This window comes from Atopobium sp. oral taxon 810 str. F0209 (assembly GCF_000466405.1).
Taxonomy (GTDB): Bacteria; Actinomycetota; Coriobacteriia; order Coriobacteriales; family Atopobiaceae; genus Olegusella.
The window spans coordinates 1-15154 of sequence record NZ_KE952953.1 but is presented as its reverse complement, the minus strand read 5'-3'; the positions used below and the strand labels follow the sequence as shown (position 1 = coordinate 15154).

At 50.5% G+C, this 15154-nt stretch carries 15 protein-coding genes, 5 tRNA genes and 1 pseudogene; 13 read left to right on the top strand and 8 right to left on the bottom strand.

Annotated elements, in window-relative coordinates; genetic code table 11:
• Positions 1-275: 275 nt before the first annotated feature.
• Positions 276-1082 (bottom strand): DeoR/GlpR family DNA-binding transcription regulator, encoded by an 807-nt coding sequence (locus tag HMPREF9069_RS06005; protein ID WP_021626292.1) that lies wholly within the window; start codon positions 1080-1082, stop codon positions 276-278.
• A gap of 340 nt (positions 1083-1422) precedes the next feature.
• Here HMPREF9069_RS06005 and HMPREF9069_RS06000 point away from each other — a divergent pair, with 340 nt between their 5' ends.
• The gene (locus tag HMPREF9069_RS06000) at positions 1423-2274 is read left to right on the top strand and encodes a class II fructose-bisphosphate aldolase (RefSeq protein WP_021626291.1); all 852 of its coding nucleotides are present in this window, start codon (positions 1423-1425) and stop codon (positions 2272-2274) included.
• Positions 2275-2539: 265 nt separating this feature from the next.
• On the opposite strand, the gene nagA is transcribed toward HMPREF9069_RS06000, so the two are convergent.
• From nagA to HMPREF9069_RS05965, 7 genes and pseudogenes are all read right to left on the bottom strand, one after another.
• Positions 2540-3709, bottom strand: coding sequence for an N-acetylglucosamine-6-phosphate deacetylase (nagA, locus tag HMPREF9069_RS05995; RefSeq protein WP_021626289.1), 1170 nt, complete (start codon positions 3707-3709; stop codon positions 2540-2542).
• A gap of 126 nt (positions 3710-3835) precedes the next feature.
• Positions 3836-5000: pseudogene (locus tag HMPREF9069_RS05990) on the bottom strand (AgaS family sugar isomerase).
• A gap of 132 nt (positions 5001-5132) precedes the next feature.
• Positions 5133-5861, bottom strand: a complete 729-nt coding sequence (locus HMPREF9069_RS05985) for a GntR family transcriptional regulator (RefSeq protein ID WP_021626286.1) — start codon at positions 5859-5861, stop codon at positions 5133-5135.
• 126 nt (positions 5862-5987) lie between these two features.
• On the bottom strand, positions 5988-6707 hold the full coding sequence (locus HMPREF9069_RS05980; protein WP_286127402.1) for a PTS system mannose/fructose/sorbose family transporter subunit IID: 720 nt from the start codon (positions 6705-6707) through the stop codon (positions 5988-5990).
• 47 nt (positions 6708-6754) lie between these two features.
• The gene (gene agaV / locus HMPREF9069_RS05975) at positions 6755-7237 is read right to left on the bottom strand and encodes a PTS N-acetylgalactosamine transporter subunit IIB (RefSeq protein WP_021626284.1); all 483 of its coding nucleotides are present in this window, start codon (positions 7235-7237) and stop codon (positions 6755-6757) included.
• 59 nt (positions 7238-7296) lie between these two features.
• On the bottom strand, positions 7297-7590 hold the full coding sequence (gene yajC / locus HMPREF9069_RS05970; protein WP_021626283.1) for a preprotein translocase subunit YajC: 294 nt from the start codon (positions 7588-7590) through the stop codon (positions 7297-7299).
• On the bottom strand, positions 7590-8030 hold the full coding sequence (locus HMPREF9069_RS05965) for a PTS sugar transporter subunit IIA (protein ID WP_035438660.1): 441 nt from the start codon (positions 8028-8030) through the stop codon (positions 7590-7592). The genes yajC and HMPREF9069_RS05965 overlap by 1 nt, the downstream gene beginning before the upstream one ends.
• A 552-nt stretch (positions 8031-8582) precedes the next feature.
• Between HMPREF9069_RS05965 and HMPREF9069_RS05960 the strand changes: the two genes are divergently transcribed.
• From HMPREF9069_RS05960 to rplA, 12 genes are all read left to right on the top strand, one after another.
• Positions 8583-9515: a 1-phosphofructokinase family hexose kinase gene (locus HMPREF9069_RS05960; protein WP_035438659.1), complete on the top strand. Its 933-nt coding sequence runs from the start codon at positions 8583-8585 to the stop codon at positions 9513-9515.
• A gap of 75 nt (positions 9516-9590) precedes the next feature.
• A tRNA-Thr gene (locus HMPREF9069_RS05955) sits at positions 9591-9665 on the top strand.
• A gap of 900 nt (positions 9666-10565) precedes the next feature.
• Positions 10566-10649, top strand: a tRNA-Tyr gene (locus HMPREF9069_RS05945).
• A 3-nt stretch (positions 10650-10652) separates the two neighbouring features.
• Positions 10653-10728 (top strand) — tRNA-Thr (locus HMPREF9069_RS05940).
• A 37-nt stretch (positions 10729-10765) separates the two neighbouring features.
• A tRNA-Met gene (locus tag HMPREF9069_RS05935) sits at positions 10766-10842 on the top strand.
• A gap of 92 nt (positions 10843-10934) precedes the next feature.
• Entirely contained in the window at positions 10935-12149 is a 1215-nt protein-coding gene (tuf, locus tag HMPREF9069_RS05930; protein ID WP_021734590.1) for an elongation factor Tu, read from the top strand.
• Between the two features lie 336 nt (positions 12150-12485).
• A complete protein-coding gene (rpmG, locus tag HMPREF9069_RS09040; RefSeq protein ID WP_021734649.1) occupies positions 12486-12635 on the top strand; it encodes a 50S ribosomal protein L33 in 150 nt (49 codons plus the stop codon).
• 15 nt (positions 12636-12650) lie between these two features.
• Positions 12651-12726: transfer RNA gene (locus HMPREF9069_RS05920), tRNA-Trp, on the top strand.
• 91 nt (positions 12727-12817) lie between these two features.
• Positions 12818-13186, top strand: a complete 369-nt coding sequence (secE, locus tag HMPREF9069_RS05915) for a preprotein translocase subunit SecE (RefSeq protein WP_021626275.1) — start codon at positions 12818-12820, stop codon at positions 13184-13186.
• A 2-nt stretch (positions 13187-13188) separates the two neighbouring features.
• Complete coding sequence (nusG, locus tag HMPREF9069_RS05910; RefSeq protein ID WP_021626274.1) at positions 13189-13737, top strand: transcription termination/antitermination protein NusG; 549 nt, start codon at positions 13189-13191, stop codon at positions 13735-13737.
• Positions 13738-13832: 95 nt separating this feature from the next.
• Complete coding sequence (gene rplK, locus HMPREF9069_RS05905) at positions 13833-14261, top strand: 50S ribosomal protein L11 (protein ID WP_021626273.1); 429 nt, start codon at positions 13833-13835, stop codon at positions 14259-14261.
• Positions 14262-14359: 98 nt separating this feature from the next.
• Positions 14360-15067 (top strand): 50S ribosomal protein L1, encoded by a 708-nt coding sequence (rplA, locus tag HMPREF9069_RS05900; RefSeq protein ID WP_021626272.1) that lies wholly within the window; start codon positions 14360-14362, stop codon positions 15065-15067.
• The last annotated feature ends 87 nt before the right edge of the window (positions 15068-15154 follow it).

Below are 15154 nucleotides of genomic sequence, written 5' to 3'. Positions count from 1 at the left end.
CCGAGGGTGCATTTTGAACCCTCTGCAAGAAAAAGGGTGCATTGTGAACCCGTTGTCTTCCATTTAATGCAGACGGTTCAAAACCGTACCAAACCGCCGAAGAATGCCCAGGTAAAAATTGGTGCAAGGGCGCATTTTGAACCCGATGCGGGCAAAAAGGTGCTTATTGAACCGTCTGTGAGGAGAGCACAGTCAAAAGGGTGCAACGTGAACTACCTGCGGGGAAAGGTATGGATTGCCTACTAGGGCGCCGCACCAAAAGCGCTATATCACAGCTATGCCACAATAAGTTGAGCGCCTCCATTTTCAGCTGCAGCAGCAATGAGGCCAGCAGGGTCTGCTTCAGTAACGATAGCATCGACATCGCCGACATCTCCAAAACGTAGTAGCCCTGTTGCACCGAGCTTGCTGGAGTCCATCAAAATATAGGTCTTGTCTGCACAGTGGCAAAACGCTTCCTTGAGGGCGGCCATTGCTTGGTTGTTTGTCATAAATCCACGCTGGGGGACAAAGGAAGTAGGGCACACAAAAGCAATATCGGGACGCAGCGAATCGAGCGAGCGTAAAGTAAGAGGACCGCTGACGTAGCGGTGCCCTTTGCGCAGCAGCCCACCAAGAAAAATCACATCGGCTGCAGGCATTGAGCGGTCCACCAAATCTGCAACGCTGAGATCATTGGTGACCACAGTCAGATCCTTGTGATTGTTCAATGCACGTACAAGTTCAATCGCAGTGGTACCAGAATCAAGCAAAATTGAGCTCCCATTAGGTACGAGCTGTGCCGCTCGGAGAGCAATGCGACGTTTTGCTTCGGCATTAATGTTGATGCGTTGCTCCTGCACCGAAGTGGTTACGGTTTTTGAAAAGGCAACTGCCCCTCCATGCGTGCGTTTGAGACGTCCATCGTGGCTCAACGTATCAAGATCCCCGCGAATAGTCACGCGCGAAACACCAAATAGTTCCGCAAGCTGATCAACGCGAACCTTTCCTTTTTGCTCGATAGTATTCATGATTTCGGCGCGACGGTCTTCGACGAAAGAAAGCCTAGTAGGCGTTGTGTTTTTCGCTAGGTGCTCTGTCATGTGCTTTCCTCTTTACAAGTATGAAGAAGATATGCTTTCGCTTTGCTTTCTCAAAATAAGTTTATAACTTTTCTTTTATTGCATTAAGACAAAAAACTCAGGCAAATCATTCCGCGGTATATAAAAGAAAGCAAATACCTATCAGAGCATTTCAAATATGGCTAAATTAGGCTATATACCTGCATAAATACAGTCAAAAATTAAAAACAAAACATCGTAGAATGGGCTTAGCTCTTAAGAGAAAAGCAATGGTTTTGCTTGTCTATTTCATAAATAAGAAAGCAGATCTTGCGATATCGAAAGTATAAAGCAAGCTCATTTCGAAAAAGAAAGGTACCCCATGTTTGTTGATACCAAGCAAATGTTGCTCGAGGCACAATCTGGTCATTATGCAGTTGGTGCGTTTAATGTCGAAAATCTCGAGTTTGTTATGGCGGTTGTAGCAGCGGCAGAGGAGAAGCGCTCGCCAGTTATCATGCAGACCACGCCTGGTTCTGTGAAATATGCGAGCCTTGATTACTTTGTTGCTATGGCGCGCACTGCTGCTGAGGCCGCAAGTGTTCCCGTTGCGCTGCATCTTGATCATGGGGATGGCTTTGATCGCTGTGCCCAAGCCATTCGCGCTGGTTATACCTCGGTTATGATTGATGGCAGCCACGTTCCCTTTGAGGACAACATTGCTTTGACTGCTTCTGTTACTAAGATTGCCCAAGCAATCCAGCTTCCTGTTGAAGCAGAACTTGGCAAAGTCGGCGGCAAGGAAGACGATGGCCCTATGGTTGCGGGCGAGAATCCTTATACCGATCCCGATGAGGCTGAGGAGTTTGTTGCGCGTACCCATTGCACGAGCCTTGCGGTAGGGGTGGGTACGGCACATGGCGTTTATCAAGGCATCCCACATATTGAGCAAGACGTGCTTAAGGCTATTCGCAGCCGTTTGGAGATCCCCCTAGTTTTGCACGGTACTTCTGGCGTACCTGACGATCAAGTTGCCGAGGCCATTCAAAACGGCATCTGCAAAGTGAACTATGCTACCGAACTTCGCCAAGCTTACTCCAAAGGCTTTATGGATTACATGGCTACCAATCCAGCCAACTTTGATCCCAAAAAACCTGCAGCTCCTGGTATGGAAAACATCAAAGCAGTTGTCATGAGTCATATGGACAACTTAGGCTCTACCAATAAGGCGTAGTGTTTGGTGAAGTTATTGCGCGTAGTGCTTGGTGAAGTCCTTGTGCATAGTGTTTTGCGTAGTCCTTACATAGCAACTCGCGCAGCTCTTACGTTGTAAAGAAAACATGAGCCTTGAGCCCTGCGTAACAAAGAAAAGCTCCAATGCAGAAGCATTGGAGCTTTTGGCACGCGACCGCAGAATGGGGGGAATTATTCCGCGGACACGAGGGTGCCTCACATCATTGGTCGTGCGCTACCGAAAACCGCACATGCTAACGCATCGTCTACTCTACAGGAACAAGTGCGCCACCGATATAGGTTGCATCAAGCGTCATATCTGGATTAAGCGCGATGAAATCAGCATTGCGACCAGGCATGATAAAGCCAACCTTGTGATCTACGCGTGTTGCGCGAGCGGGGACTTCGGATGCCATGCGAATAGCTTGTTCAGCTGTCACCAAATTCCAGTCATATAGGTTTTTAACTACATCAATAAGACGAGCCACGCTACCGGCCAAACTACCAGCATTATGGCCTTCAGTGAGATAGCAGGCACCGCCGCGCATTTCAACGGGTAGGCCACCGCTCATATAGTGGCCTTCTGGTAGGCCTCCACAACCCAAGCAGTCGGTAATAAGAGGCGTATGCTGCCAGCCCTTGGTTTCAATCAGCACCTTGATAGAGACAGGGTTCACATGCTTACCGTCACCAATGACCTCGGCAAAAGTATCTGGAGTGGTCATTGCCGCACCTACAACGCCTGGCTCGCGGTGGTGTAGACCTCGCATTCCGTTGTAGGTATGCAAGAAGGTTGTGCAACCCGCATCAACAGCTTGGAGACATTGTTCGTGCGTCGCGTCAGAATGGCCAATGGCACAAGCGACACTCTCGGCAGACAGACGGGAGATATACTCAACCGAGCCCTTACGCTCAGGAGCGAGGCCGCTGCGGACAATAAGACCATCAGCTTTTTCTTGCCAATCGGCAAAAATCTCGTATTTAGGATCAATAAGATAGTCGGGATTTTGAGCACCCACGTGCTTCATGGTAAAGAAAGGCCCTTCGAGGAAGATGCCAGCAATGCGTGCACCCAAGAAGTTGGTGTCTCGCTTGTGATTGGCTTCGGCAATGGCGGCCACCTCGCGACCGATGGTTTCTACAGGGTTGGTAAAAGTGGTTGGGCACCAAGCCGTCGTACCAAACTTTGCCAAGCCAAGACTGGATTCGTTGATACCATCAGGATCTATATCAGTTGTTGCGTGACCATAAAAACCATGGATATGGATGTCCACGAGACCAGGAGCGATCCACTTGCCCGTCTTGTCCAAAATTTCGCACGCAGGCTTCTCGTAAGTAAAGTTGCCAAATTTGCCTTCAACCACGGGCAAATAACCAGGCCCCACCAGCCTTCCTGCCAACACAAACTTATCAGCGTAAATGGCATAAGTACTCATAACGCCTCATTTCTGTCTCACCAGAGACTAGGGAATTAGTTACATCCACACTAGGGTAAAAGACCCGCGGCTCCGATGCGAGAGCCGAAGCAACGCGGGTCTGCAAACGGTATAAGAGCAAGTTGCTTAGGACTCAAACGGATGAATGCTCACGCCTTTCACGACACGGTTGACAGTGCCAGTAGGGGAAGGTGTATCAGGAGTATTGCCAACCTTGATTGAGGTGTTGAGTGCAACGGTCTGTGCAAACAAGATGTAGGGCAGTCCCAGATATAACTCAGGCATGAGATGGTCGTCTTCGAAGTCAAAAGACTCGCCCGCGTAGTTTGCTTTGCTGCTGGATGGCAACAGTGTGTTGCGCGATGCCGTCGCCACCAATCTCGTTGAGAATATCGAGATCATACTGGCGGGTGTAAGGTTCGGAGCTGACAAAGTCAAAGACCAGTGTTTTTTCATTAACAAAGGATTTGGGTCCGTGACGATAGCCCATAGAAGTATCAAACGAGGTTGCAATTTTTCCAGCGGTTAGCTCCAAAATCTTGAGCTGGGCTTCACGAGTCATTGCACCAAGCGCACCAGAGCCTAGGTAGGTAATGCGAGTAAAGTCGCCCTCAAGCCAACTGCAAATCTCATCTTCACGCTCGATAACCTCACGACCCATCTTGGCGGCCTGTGCAATCCAAGCAGCCTTGTCCTCATAAGAGGAGGTGTCAAAAATCAGGGCAGCAAGCAAAGTCATGCAGCTGTAGCTACCAGTCATGGCGAAACCCCGATCGTTAGCACGAGGAATCAGCAGCGTGAGACCATCGCTACGCTCTGCAAACTGTACGGCAAGTTTGCCATCGGGTGCGCAGGTGATATTGAGGTAGAGGATATTCTCAACAACTTGGCCAGCACGCTCAATTGCTGCTAGGCTTTCGGGGCTGTTGCCACTACGAGCAAACGAGACAAGCACCGTAGGGTCCTCAGGGCGCAGGAAATCGCGAGGTGCAGAAACAATATCAGTGGTTGCCAATGCCTGGAAGATGAATTTATCGTTGTCGCCCTGACGGCGTAGATAGGGGACAAGGGTATCGCCTGCATAAGCAGAAGTTCCAGCGCCTGCAAAGATAACATGGGTGTGACGGTCTCCACCTAGAGTCTTTGCTCTGGCAACAAATTTAGCAATAGTCTCAATGTTGTTGTCATAAATGGAGAGCGTGTCTTCCCAAAGTTCGGGCTGTTGCACAATTTCTTGAGTCGTGATGTCAGCCCCGAGAGCGGTGAGCTCATCAATCGATTTTTTGTACATGTAATCACGCTTCCTTTAGTCCAGCAAAGCTGGCTATTTTTTCTGTCTTAGGGATTAGAGAGAGGACAAGCAAAGCCAGGATTTGCATAGCTTTGAAATCTCAACAGCGATTTTGCTTAGCCCGATTTTTGCTTAGCCTCTGAAATGAGTGATGCGGTATTTGAATTGATCAGCACGGGCAACGCTACGGGTAAATTCAATGGGTACGTTCTTCTCATTAAAAGTGATTCGTACGAGCTTTAAAATTGCCGATCCTTCAGGGATGTCTAGGTAGATAGCTGCATCCGAACGAGCAATGCTTGCACTAAAGTCCTCTTGGGCCAGGCGAATTGTCTGGTGGTATTCTTGCTCCATTACTTCGTACAACGCCCTTGTAGAGACCTCATCGTAGCTCAAGCCTATAAACTGTGTTGCAGGCAGATACGTGCGTTCCAGCATCATGGGGATACCATCAGCCAACCTTAGGCGCTGGAGTTGGTAGATGTGCTCTCCTAGGCGGAGACCAAGCTTTTCTGCAACCTGCTTGGGCGCCTCTGCCAGCTTGAATTCCAAGATTTTGGTTTGGGGATTACGGCCAGCGCGACGCATCTGGTCGGTGAAGCTGTATGTAGCAGAAAGATTGGTTACCTCAGTTTCGGAATGGGCAACAAAGGTGCCACGCCCGTGCACACGTGTTACCAAGCCTAAGGCCTCAAGTTCACCCATTGCTTGACGCACTGTTGTGCGAGATAAACCGTAACGTAGGGAAAGCTCACGTTCAGAAGGAAGAAGGTCGCCAGGTTCCAAATCGTTTTCAATCTTCTCTTTGAGGATATCAACTAATTGGTCATAGAGAGGCTGTTTGCGAGAGGCGATAGTCACCTTTCTCCTCCTTTCAGGTGGGCTATGTACAAGTAATAGCAAAAATATTTCGGCATGGGTTCAAGAAAAAAGGGGACGCACGAACAAGATATGCTCGTGCGTCCTGCGGGGACGTGCTAGGAAAGCCTAGCCCCAAATGCTTGGCCAGAGGCCAAAGGGACCAGCGCCCAAGATGCCGATGATGAGTACGAGCACGATACCCTTCATAGGCGTGAAGTTCTTCTTGGAGAACAAGTAATAGAGCAGCATAACGATTGCCATTGGAGCAAGCTTGGGGCAGATGCTGTCAAGGATGTTTGCAATGTCAATGTTGACGGAGGATTCCACCATCTCCATATAGGTAACTTCACTCATGCCATTGCCAAGATCAACAGCGCCTGCAGTGGCGGGGTTGCCGTTTGCGTCGGTACCAGAGAGGGGATTGCCATCCTTGTCATTCATACCAGAGAGTGTGACACCCCTATCGTTGGTCTTGATGACCTCGAAGTTTGCTACCTCGTCGTTAGCAACGGTTGCGGTGTGCGCAACATATGCTTGAGTGGTGCCATTGGGGATAACAGCATTGATTTGAGTGCCGCCCATGGTGACGGTAAGGCAGCCAACTACAAAAACACCGAGGATGGAAGCCGCGCGGGTGAAGGCCTGCATATTTGCCATGAGGCTATCAAGCGCAGACATGCCCATCTTGTAGGACCAGTTCATCAAACCAAAGCGCAGAGCAAACTGAACCAAGTTAAAGATGATGAGGAAGAGAATAGGACCAAAGACATTGCCGCTAGTGGCCATATTGGAGCAAATGCCTGCCGGGGCCCTCGTCAGGCAGAATGACCAAAATAAGTTGTGCACAAGTGCCAACGTGTGGCTAAGTGCAAAAAGCTGTTCGTAAGACTTGCTTACTTAAAGAGCTTGTCAGTGTTTTCAGCGGGAATGCTGGGGACACGCTGAATCCAGAGCTCAACACCCGCATCCTGAAGTTCTTTAAAAGCAGCAACATCCGCATCATCAACCGCGATAGAGGTTGCAACCTGTCGCTTGCCGCTGGACATATGCATATTGCCAATGTTGAGCTTTTTGATAGGGACACCGCCTTTGACAAGGCGTAGGGCATCCTGAGGATTTTCAACGATGATAAAGATGTGTTGACGAGGCGCAGCCTTATGGATGACATCAATAGTCTTTTGAATAGAGAAATAACGCGTAGCAACACCTGCGAGCGCTGCCATATTCATGAGATTTTGACGCATCTTGTTGGTGGCAATTTCGTCATTGGCAACAAGGAGGAGATTTGCTCCAACGCTGCCAGTCCACTGGGTGGCGACCTGTCCATGAATAAGGCGATTATCAATACGAACCAATACGATGTTGGGCTCTGCCATTATGCGCCCCTTTCCGTCTGCTACTGCAGACTTTTGATGAGCTGTGTGACCACGCGGAGTTATTTCACTCCGTCAATCTGCTGAATAGAAAAGCGAGAAACTTCGACCTCTGCATTGGACTTAAGACGAATGTCACAGGTTTCATTACCTACGCGTGTTACAACACCAATCAAGCCACCAGCAAAAACAACCTGCTGGCCCACTTTGAGTTTGCTGTGAAGCTCTTTGTAGTAATTGCGTTGCTTGCGACCTTTGCTGTAGCTCACAAGGGCATAGACCAGCGTAATAATGGCAAAGAGGATAAGAAGAGCGACGGATGAAGAAAGAACCTGCTGCCAGAAGCTGCTAGTCATTAGATGCCGTCCTCTTCTGTGTCGTACGTATCATCAGCAGCACCAACACCAAGTACAGGATTTGCAATGCCTTCTTGACCGACCTCAAGTGCGAGGGCAGCGAGCTCTGGTGCTGTGGTTTCATTACTAATGGATGTAAGGCACTCAAGCAGCATGGGTAGATTTGTGCCGGTAACTACATCTACGCCGGGGACTTCTTGAGAGACAAGCATTGCTTGGTTGAAAGGCGTGCCACCCATGAGATCACAAAAAACTACCGTGTTGCCATAATTTGTGACGGAATCTTTAATAGTGCTAGCGATACGAGCTGTGTAGTCGCCTGCCTCAGATTCACGGAAAGTTACAACCGTTAGGTTGTCCTGGGGGCCAGCAACCATTTCAACTGCGCTACCAAGACCACTCGCGAACTCGCCGTGTCCAGTAAGGATGCAACCGACCATTACGTCACCTTTCATTTGTTCCTATGCCATCGTCTTATGTGCAAACTGGGGAGAGCAGATACAGTATCTGTGCCCGTAATATGGCAGTTATGTAGAAAAACCTGTGAAAACTGGTAGGTACCACATTTCCACTGCAACAAAAATAGAACCAGTGGACTCTCACTTCAATCTGGGTTTTGAAAAAAAGAACCAGCTCATTACTGTGAGCGGTCATGTTTGACCGTTCGCGGTAAATATGCAGGTAAACTGGTATTTTTTATAGCTACCACATTGCAAGATGATGTGTTTAACGAGAATAATGTACATCGTCTTTTATTAGCGGTGTAGGTTTTATCGGCATTATTGGAAGATTGCTTGCAATTTTGGTACTTAATGGCAGCCCAGGTGGTATCAAATCTCAAAAAATGTTCGCCATGGGAAATAAGGTTTTGTGATATACGCGCGAGATTGTGTGTGTACGCGATGTGTATGGACGCTGTATGCATGCGGTGCCAATAGACATCACGTATGGCGCAGTGTGTATGGACACAATGCGGTAAGGAGAAGCTTGTAATGATCGCAGCGGTCACACTTAATACTTCAATTGATAAGGCGTATACCCTCGAGGCGCCTATAAGCGTGGGAGAGGTGCAGCGTGTTGCGACGTGTATTGATACTGCAGGTGGAAAGGGGCTTAATGCTGCGCACTCCGTGCATACATGTGGCGAAAAAGTTATTGCGACAGGGTTTGTAGGGGGTAACAACGGACGCTTGCTTTGTGAGTTGCTTGCGGCAGATGGGGTAGAAGAAGACTTCGTTCGTGTTGAGGCAGAGACTCGTTGCTGTATTAATATTCTTGAGCCTAATAAGCGTTCAACCGAGTTTCTCGAGCCTGGGCGTTCTATAAATGTTGCTGAGCTTGAACGCTTAAAAGAGAAACTTCGCGAAATTGCTGCAAAATGCAATGTCATATCATTTTCGGGTTCAGCTCCCGCTGGGGTTGCGGATGACGTGTATGCCGTACTAGTGCGTATTGTGCGCAAAATGGGTGCGCGCGCGGTTTTGGATACCTCAGGGAACTATTTGGTGCGCGGTATTGAAGGGAAGCCCTTCTTGATTAAACCAAACACCGATGAAATTGCAGCTATTTTGGGTCACAAGCCCTGCTCGCTTGACGAGGTGGTTGCAGCTGCGCGCGAGTTACATGCACGAGGAATAGAAGAGGTTGTAGTGTCGTTGGGTTCTCGCGGAGCAGTGATGTGTTCTGATGAGGGCGTGTTTAAGGGTACTCCGCCTGCTATCGAGCTAGTAAACCCGGTGGGTTCTGGTGATACGATGATTGGTGCGTTTGATGTTGCTATTGCACGGGGGGACGTGCCATCCGAACAGCTGCGATTTGCGATGGCCTGCGCTACGGCGAACTGCCTTACGCCCGAGACGGGGCATTTTGAGCTTGCCGTGGCTATGGAGCTGGCAAAGCAAACTCAGATTGAATGTCTTGCGTAGTTTTTCTTGGAATATGGACTCTTCGTTATATCGAGCAACGCACTGGGGCGGCTTATGGCATAATGTGCGACGCAAGCCAGCATGGCTCAATGGCAGAGCAACGGTTTTGTAAACCGTGGGTTGGGGGTTCGACTCCCTCTGCTGGCTCCAGAAAACACAAGGTCAGGGTTTCGGCTCTGGCCTTTTTTCATGCTGTGAACGATAGCAGCCTTTAGCTGCAGGCGGTTTCCAATGTATCCTTCTGCGTGCATCCTTTTACCCGCGCTCCCCCACAGGCGGTTCACAATGCACCCTTTCGCCCACACCTTTTCCCACATCGGGTTCAATATGCGCCCTTTTACTCACATCGGGTTCAATAAGCATCCTTGTGCCAATTTTTACCTGCCCTTTTCTTGTGCACTTGGTACGGTCTTGAACCCTCTGTGGAAAAATGGCTACAACGGGTTCAAGAAGCACTTTTTAGCCCATATCGGGTTCACAATGCGCCCTTGCAGAAATTTTTATCTGGGATTTCTCGAGCCATTTGGTACGGTTTTGAACCGCCTGTATTAAATGGAAGACAACGGGTTCAAGAAACACCTTTTTGCTTGCAGAGGGTTCATAAAGCACCCGCAGTAAAAAATTGAGCAGGGCTTTGGGGTACTTTTGCCATCCTCTACGAGGATCCAGTGACGCGTGTGAAGCGTTTACGAGGGCTGGAGGCGTTTTGCATCTGCCGCAGGGGGCTTGGGACCTCGATGTTATTGCGGGCGCCTGCAGAAAGAAGCTTTGTGAACTGCTTGTGAAAGAAGTATCTCAATACCCAGATAGGGGACCGGCACCTAGAAGCCTAATGCTTTGGAAGATAAAACTGCAGCTTAAAGGCAATCTTACCTCTATTAATATATCCGTAATGCAACCCCAGCCTGACTCCAATCGCCCCATATGGAAACGCCCGGTACCGTGGAATGGATATTTTTTGTTTGACAAGAAAAGCATTGAACCGTAGTATTTCTTCCGCTAACGTGATTAATGCATTCGTGCGAGCACGGAAGCAATTGAAAACGGAATGGGGATGTGGCACAGCGGCAACTGCGGCGGACTGTAAATCCGCTCCCTATGGGTTCTCTGGTTCGAGTCCAGACATCCCCACCATGTGCCCGTGTAGCTCAGTCGGTAGAGCACTTCGTTGGTAACGAAGAGGTCACCGGTTCAAATCCGGTCGCGGGCTCCATTTCTGTTTTCAAGCATGACGGCGGTTTCGTCGAAATGCCGGTGTAGCTCAGCTGGTTAGAGCACGCGGCTCATACCCGCGATGTCACTGGTTCGAATCCAGTCACCGGTACCAGAGTTCAAGCGGTGGTTTCTTCCGCCGCATGACATAAGCAGGTCAGGTTTTAGAAGGGCGGCCAAAAGGCTGTTTCCCGAAGGAGGATGGCAATGGCCAAGGAGAAGTTCGATCGTAGTAAGCCACACGTAAACATCGGCACCATCGGTCACGTTGACCACGGTAAGACGACCACCACGGCCGCCATCACCAAGGTCCTCTCCCTCAAGGGCTGGGCTAAGTTTGAGGCCTTCGATCAGATCGACAAGGCTCCCGAGGAGCGCGAGCGTGGTATCACCATTTCTGTTGCTCACGTTGAGTACCAGACCGAGAGCCGTCACTATGCCCACGTTGACTGCCCTGGCCACGCTGACTACATCAAGAACATGATTTCTGGTGCTGCTCAGATGGACGGTGCAATCCTCGTCATCGCAGCAACCGACGGCCCCATGGCTCAGACTCGTGAGCACATCCTGCTCGCCCGTCAGGTCGGCGTTCCTTACATCATCGTCTTCCTGAACAAGTGCGACATGGTTGACGACGACGAGCTCATCGAGCTCGTTGAGATGGAGACACGTGACCTCCTCTCCGAGTATGACTTCCCCGGAGACGATCTGCCCATCGTCCGTGGTTCTGCTCTCAAGGCTCTTGAGTCCACCAGCACCGATCCCGATGCTCCTGAGTACAAGTGCATCTGGGAGCTCATGGATGCAGTCGATTCCTACATCCCCACGCCTGCTCGTGACAACGAGAAGCCCTTCCTGATGGCTATTGAGGACGTCATGACCATTTCCGGCCGTGGTACCGTTGCTACCGGTCGTGTCGAGCGCGGCGAGCTCAAGCTCAACGAGCCTGTTGAGATCGTTGGTATCAAGGAGACCCAGAAGTCTGTTGCTACTGGCATCGAGATGTTCCGCAAGACCATGGACTTCTGCGAGGCTGGCGACAACGTCGGTATCCTGCTCCGTGGTGTCAAGCGCGAGGACATCGAGCGCGGTCAGGTCCTCTGCAAGCCCGGCAGCGTTACTCCTCACCACGCATTCACCGGTGAGATCTACGTTCTGACCAAGGACGAGGGTGGCCGTCACACGCCGTTCTTCTCTGGCTACCGTCCTCAGTTCTACTTCCGTACCACCGACGTCACGGGCGACATCCAGGAGCTCACCGACGCCAACGGCACCAAGGTTGAGATGGCTATGCCTGGCGACCACGTCACCATCAAGGCTGACCTGATTCACCCCATCGCTATGGAGCCTGGCCTCAAGTTCGCTATCCGCGAGGGCGGCCACACCGTCGGCGACGGTCGTGTTTCCACCATCATCGACTAGTACTTTTGTAGATAGTCGCAACCCGGCATCCCAGTGGTGCCGGGTTTTTTTGTGCCAGAGTGGGAAAGCAGATCTATCCGTAGGAAGCAGATCTTAGGGAAGCGGATCTATCTGTAGGAAAGCAGATCTATCTAGGGCCCAAAATTTCCCGTGTAAGAGTTCGGCTTAAACCTCATGTGGCCCCCTACAAGGGCATTTGGACACTTCCAAGCTTTGATAATTCTGTGATGTATGCAAGCAGAGTAATCATTTCTTGACAAAATGCTGCATAAGCTGCTAATGTTTTCAACCGCGTCACTAACGAGTCACGTTTGTGGCTTTGTAATAGGAGGAGTTATGCGTACACTGGTTACTCTCGCCTGCACCGAGTGCAAGCGTCGCAACTACACCACCAAGAAGAACAAGTCGAACAACCCTGATCGTCTTGAGATGAAGAAGTATTGCCCGTGGTGCCACAAGCATACCCTTCACAGGGAGACCCGCTAAAATAGGGTCATACATAGGCCAGTAGTTCAGTTGGTAGAGCGACGGTCTCCAAAACCGTATGTCGAGGGTTCGAGTCCTTCCTGGCCTGCCAGAAACACCACCGGCTATCACCCCTTGGGTGCTAGCCGGTTTGCATGATAAAGACGAAGTTTTACCCATGAGAGCCCGGAAGAGGTTCGCGAATGTCGAACAAAGATCGTAACAAGAGAAGCGCCCGTAAAGCCCGCGCCGCAGAGCGTGAGAGGGTTGCCGAGGCTCAGGCTGCGGCAAGCACCGAGGAGCCCAAGGCAAAGCAGCATCTTGCCAAGTCTTCGTCTTCCAAGGCTGCAAAACCCGCCAAAGCGAAAAAGACCGGTTTCTTTGGTCGTATTCGCAACTACTTTGCCGATGTCAAGTCTGAGATGCATCGTGTTACTTGGCCTTCTAAGGACGAGCTGCGCAATTGGTCTCTCGGCGTTATCGTTGCATTAGTTATCTTTGGTATTTGCGTCTGGCTTGTTGATATGGGCTTTGTCTCCATATTGGTTGGCTTTACAGGTCTGAGGGGGTAGTCATGGCAAAGCGTTGGTATGTCGTTCACACCTATTCAGGCTACGAAAACAAAGTCAAAACTGACCTTGAGCATCGTATCGATACCTACAACATGAGGGATCAGATTGTTGATATCCAGATTCCTATGGAGGAGGTTACCAAGCTTAAGGAAGGTGGCGAGCGTATCACCAAGGACGAGAAGGTCTTTCCTGGCTATGTCCTTGTGCGTATGGAGATTGATGACAACACGTGGGCTGTTGTCCGCAATACTCCTGGCGTAACGGGTTTTGCTGGCATTGGCGGCAAGCCTACACCCTTGCGCCGTAGCGAGTACGACAAGATTATGCGCCGCGTCAATCCTCGCAGCGATTCTTCTGCTCCCGCCAAGATTACGACCACCGACATTGAGGTGGGTCAATCCATCCACGTTGTCTCTGGTCCTTTGGCTGATTTTGACGGTACAGTTTCTGAGATTATGCCTGAGTCTGGCAAGATCAAGGTAATGCTTACTATCTTTGGTCGCGAGACACCCGTCGAGCTCACCATGGATCAGGTTGCTTCGATTAATTAGTAGTTTGGCTTCAATGCGGGTCCGACATCGGTGAGGATTGCTTCTCGGTACCCGTTTGCAGATAGCAAGTTCGAGACTTATACAGGAGGCATCCAATGCCCAAGAAGAAGGTTACACACTTTATTAAGCTCCAGATTCCTGCTGGTCAGGCAAACCCTGCACCTCCCGTAGGCCCTGCTCTGGGTGCTGCTCAGGTCAACATTATGCAGTTCTGCCAGGCATTTAATGCACAGACCAAGGACAAGATGGGCGACGTTGTCCCCGTTGAGATCACTGTTTATGAGGATCGCACCTTTGAGTTTGTTCTCAAGACTCCTCCCGCAGCCTTCCTCATCAAGAAGGAGCTTGGTCTCAAGAGTGCATCGGCTGTGCCTCAGCGCGACAAGGTTGGTCAGCTCACCGATGAGCAGGTCACCAAGATCGCTGAGATCAAGATGCCCGACCTCAATGCAAATGACATTGAGGCGGCAAAGAAGATTGTCGCTGGTACCGCTCGTTCCATGGGTGTCACTATCGCTGAGTAGTTCTGTTTGTTAGTTTGTAGTTTTCTCGCATGCGGATTCGCCGCAAAGCGAGTGTAGATGTGGGAGGGCACGCCGCCCGTTGACCACAAGGAGGAACAATGGCAAAGCACGGAAAGAAGTACAACGAGGCCGCAGCAAAGCTCGATCAGAGCAAGTTGTATACCCCCATGCAGGCGATGGAGCTTGTGAAAGAGCTTTCTGTCGCAAAGTTTGATGAGACTGTTGACGTTGCAATCCGTCTGGGCGTTGACACCCGTAAGGCCGACCAGAACGTTCGTGGCTCCATCAGTCTTCCTCACGGCACTGGTAAGACCGTTCGCGTTGCTGTTTTTGCTGAGGGCGAGAAAGCCCGTGAGGCTCAGGAGGCCGGCGCTGATATCGTCGGTGCTGATGACCTTGTTGCTGAGGTTCAAAAGGGCAACATCGATTTTGATGCTGTTATCGCTACCCCCAACATGATGGGTAAGGTTGGCCGTCTCGGTCGTATCCTTGGCCCCCGTGGCCTGATGCCCAACCCCAAGCTTGGCACCGTTACTATGGACGTTGCAAAGATGGTGGGCGAGCTCAAGGCTGGTCGTGTTGAGTATCGTGCAGACCGTTATGGCATCTGCCACGTTGCTATGGGTAAAGTTTCCTTTGATGCTTCCAAGCTTGCAGAGAATTATGGTGCTCTTCTCACCGAGCTCCTGCGCGTGAAGCCCTCTTCTGCAAAGGGTCGTTATGTCAAGTCCGTTGTGGTTTCTTCCACCATGGGCCCTGGCGTCAAGATTGACTCTTCTATCACGCGCGATTTCCTCGAGGCCTAAGTCTCGGCTTCGTATTTGCGACCTTTAGAACCCCGCAGTTCAAAGAGCTGCGGGGTTCTTTTTTGGTGCGCCGAGCATGGCGTACTT

Bases quoted from the DNA above. Each gene is read 5' to 3' on its own strand.
- rplA (WP_021626272.1), top strand. From the start codon at position 14,360: ATGGCAAAGCACGGAAAGAAGTACAACGAGGCCGCAGCAAAGCTCGAT.
- HMPREF9069_RS05965 (WP_035438660.1), bottom strand. From the start codon at position 8,030: ATGGTCGGTTGCATCCTTACTGGACACGGCGAGTTCGCGAGTGGTCTT.
- nusG (WP_021626274.1), top strand. From the start codon at position 13,189: ATGGCAAAGCGTTGGTATGTCGTTCACACCTATTCAGGCTACGAAAAC.
- HMPREF9069_RS06000 (WP_021626291.1), top strand. From the start codon at position 1,423: ATGTTTGTTGATACCAAGCAAATGTTGCTCGAGGCACAATCTGGTCAT.
- secE (WP_021626275.1), top strand. From the start codon at position 12,818: ATGTCGAACAAAGATCGTAACAAGAGAAGCGCCCGTAAAGCCCGCGCC.
- HMPREF9069_RS05960 (WP_035438659.1), top strand. From the start codon at position 8,583: ATGATCGCAGCGGTCACACTTAATACTTCAATTGATAAGGCGTATACC.
- tuf (WP_021734590.1), top strand. From the start codon at position 10,935: ATGGCCAAGGAGAAGTTCGATCGTAGTAAGCCACACGTAAACATCGGC.
- yajC (WP_021626283.1), bottom strand. From the start codon at position 7,590: ATGACTAGCAGCTTCTGGCAGCAGGTTCTTTCTTCATCCGTCGCTCTT.
- nagA (WP_021626289.1), bottom strand. From the start codon at position 3,709: ATGAGTACTTATGCCATTTACGCTGATAAGTTTGTGTTGGCAGGAAGG.
- rplK (WP_021626273.1), top strand. From the start codon at position 13,833: ATGCCCAAGAAGAAGGTTACACACTTTATTAAGCTCCAGATTCCTGCT.
- agaV (WP_021626284.1), bottom strand. From the start codon at position 7,237: ATGGCAGAGCCCAACATCGTATTGGTTCGTATTGATAATCGCCTTATT.
- HMPREF9069_RS06005 (WP_021626292.1), bottom strand. From the start codon at position 1,082: ATGACAGAGCACCTAGCGAAAAACACAACGCCTACTAGGCTTTCTTTC.
- rpmG (WP_021734649.1), top strand. From the start codon at position 12,486: ATGCGTACACTGGTTACTCTCGCCTGCACCGAGTGCAAGCGTCGCAAC.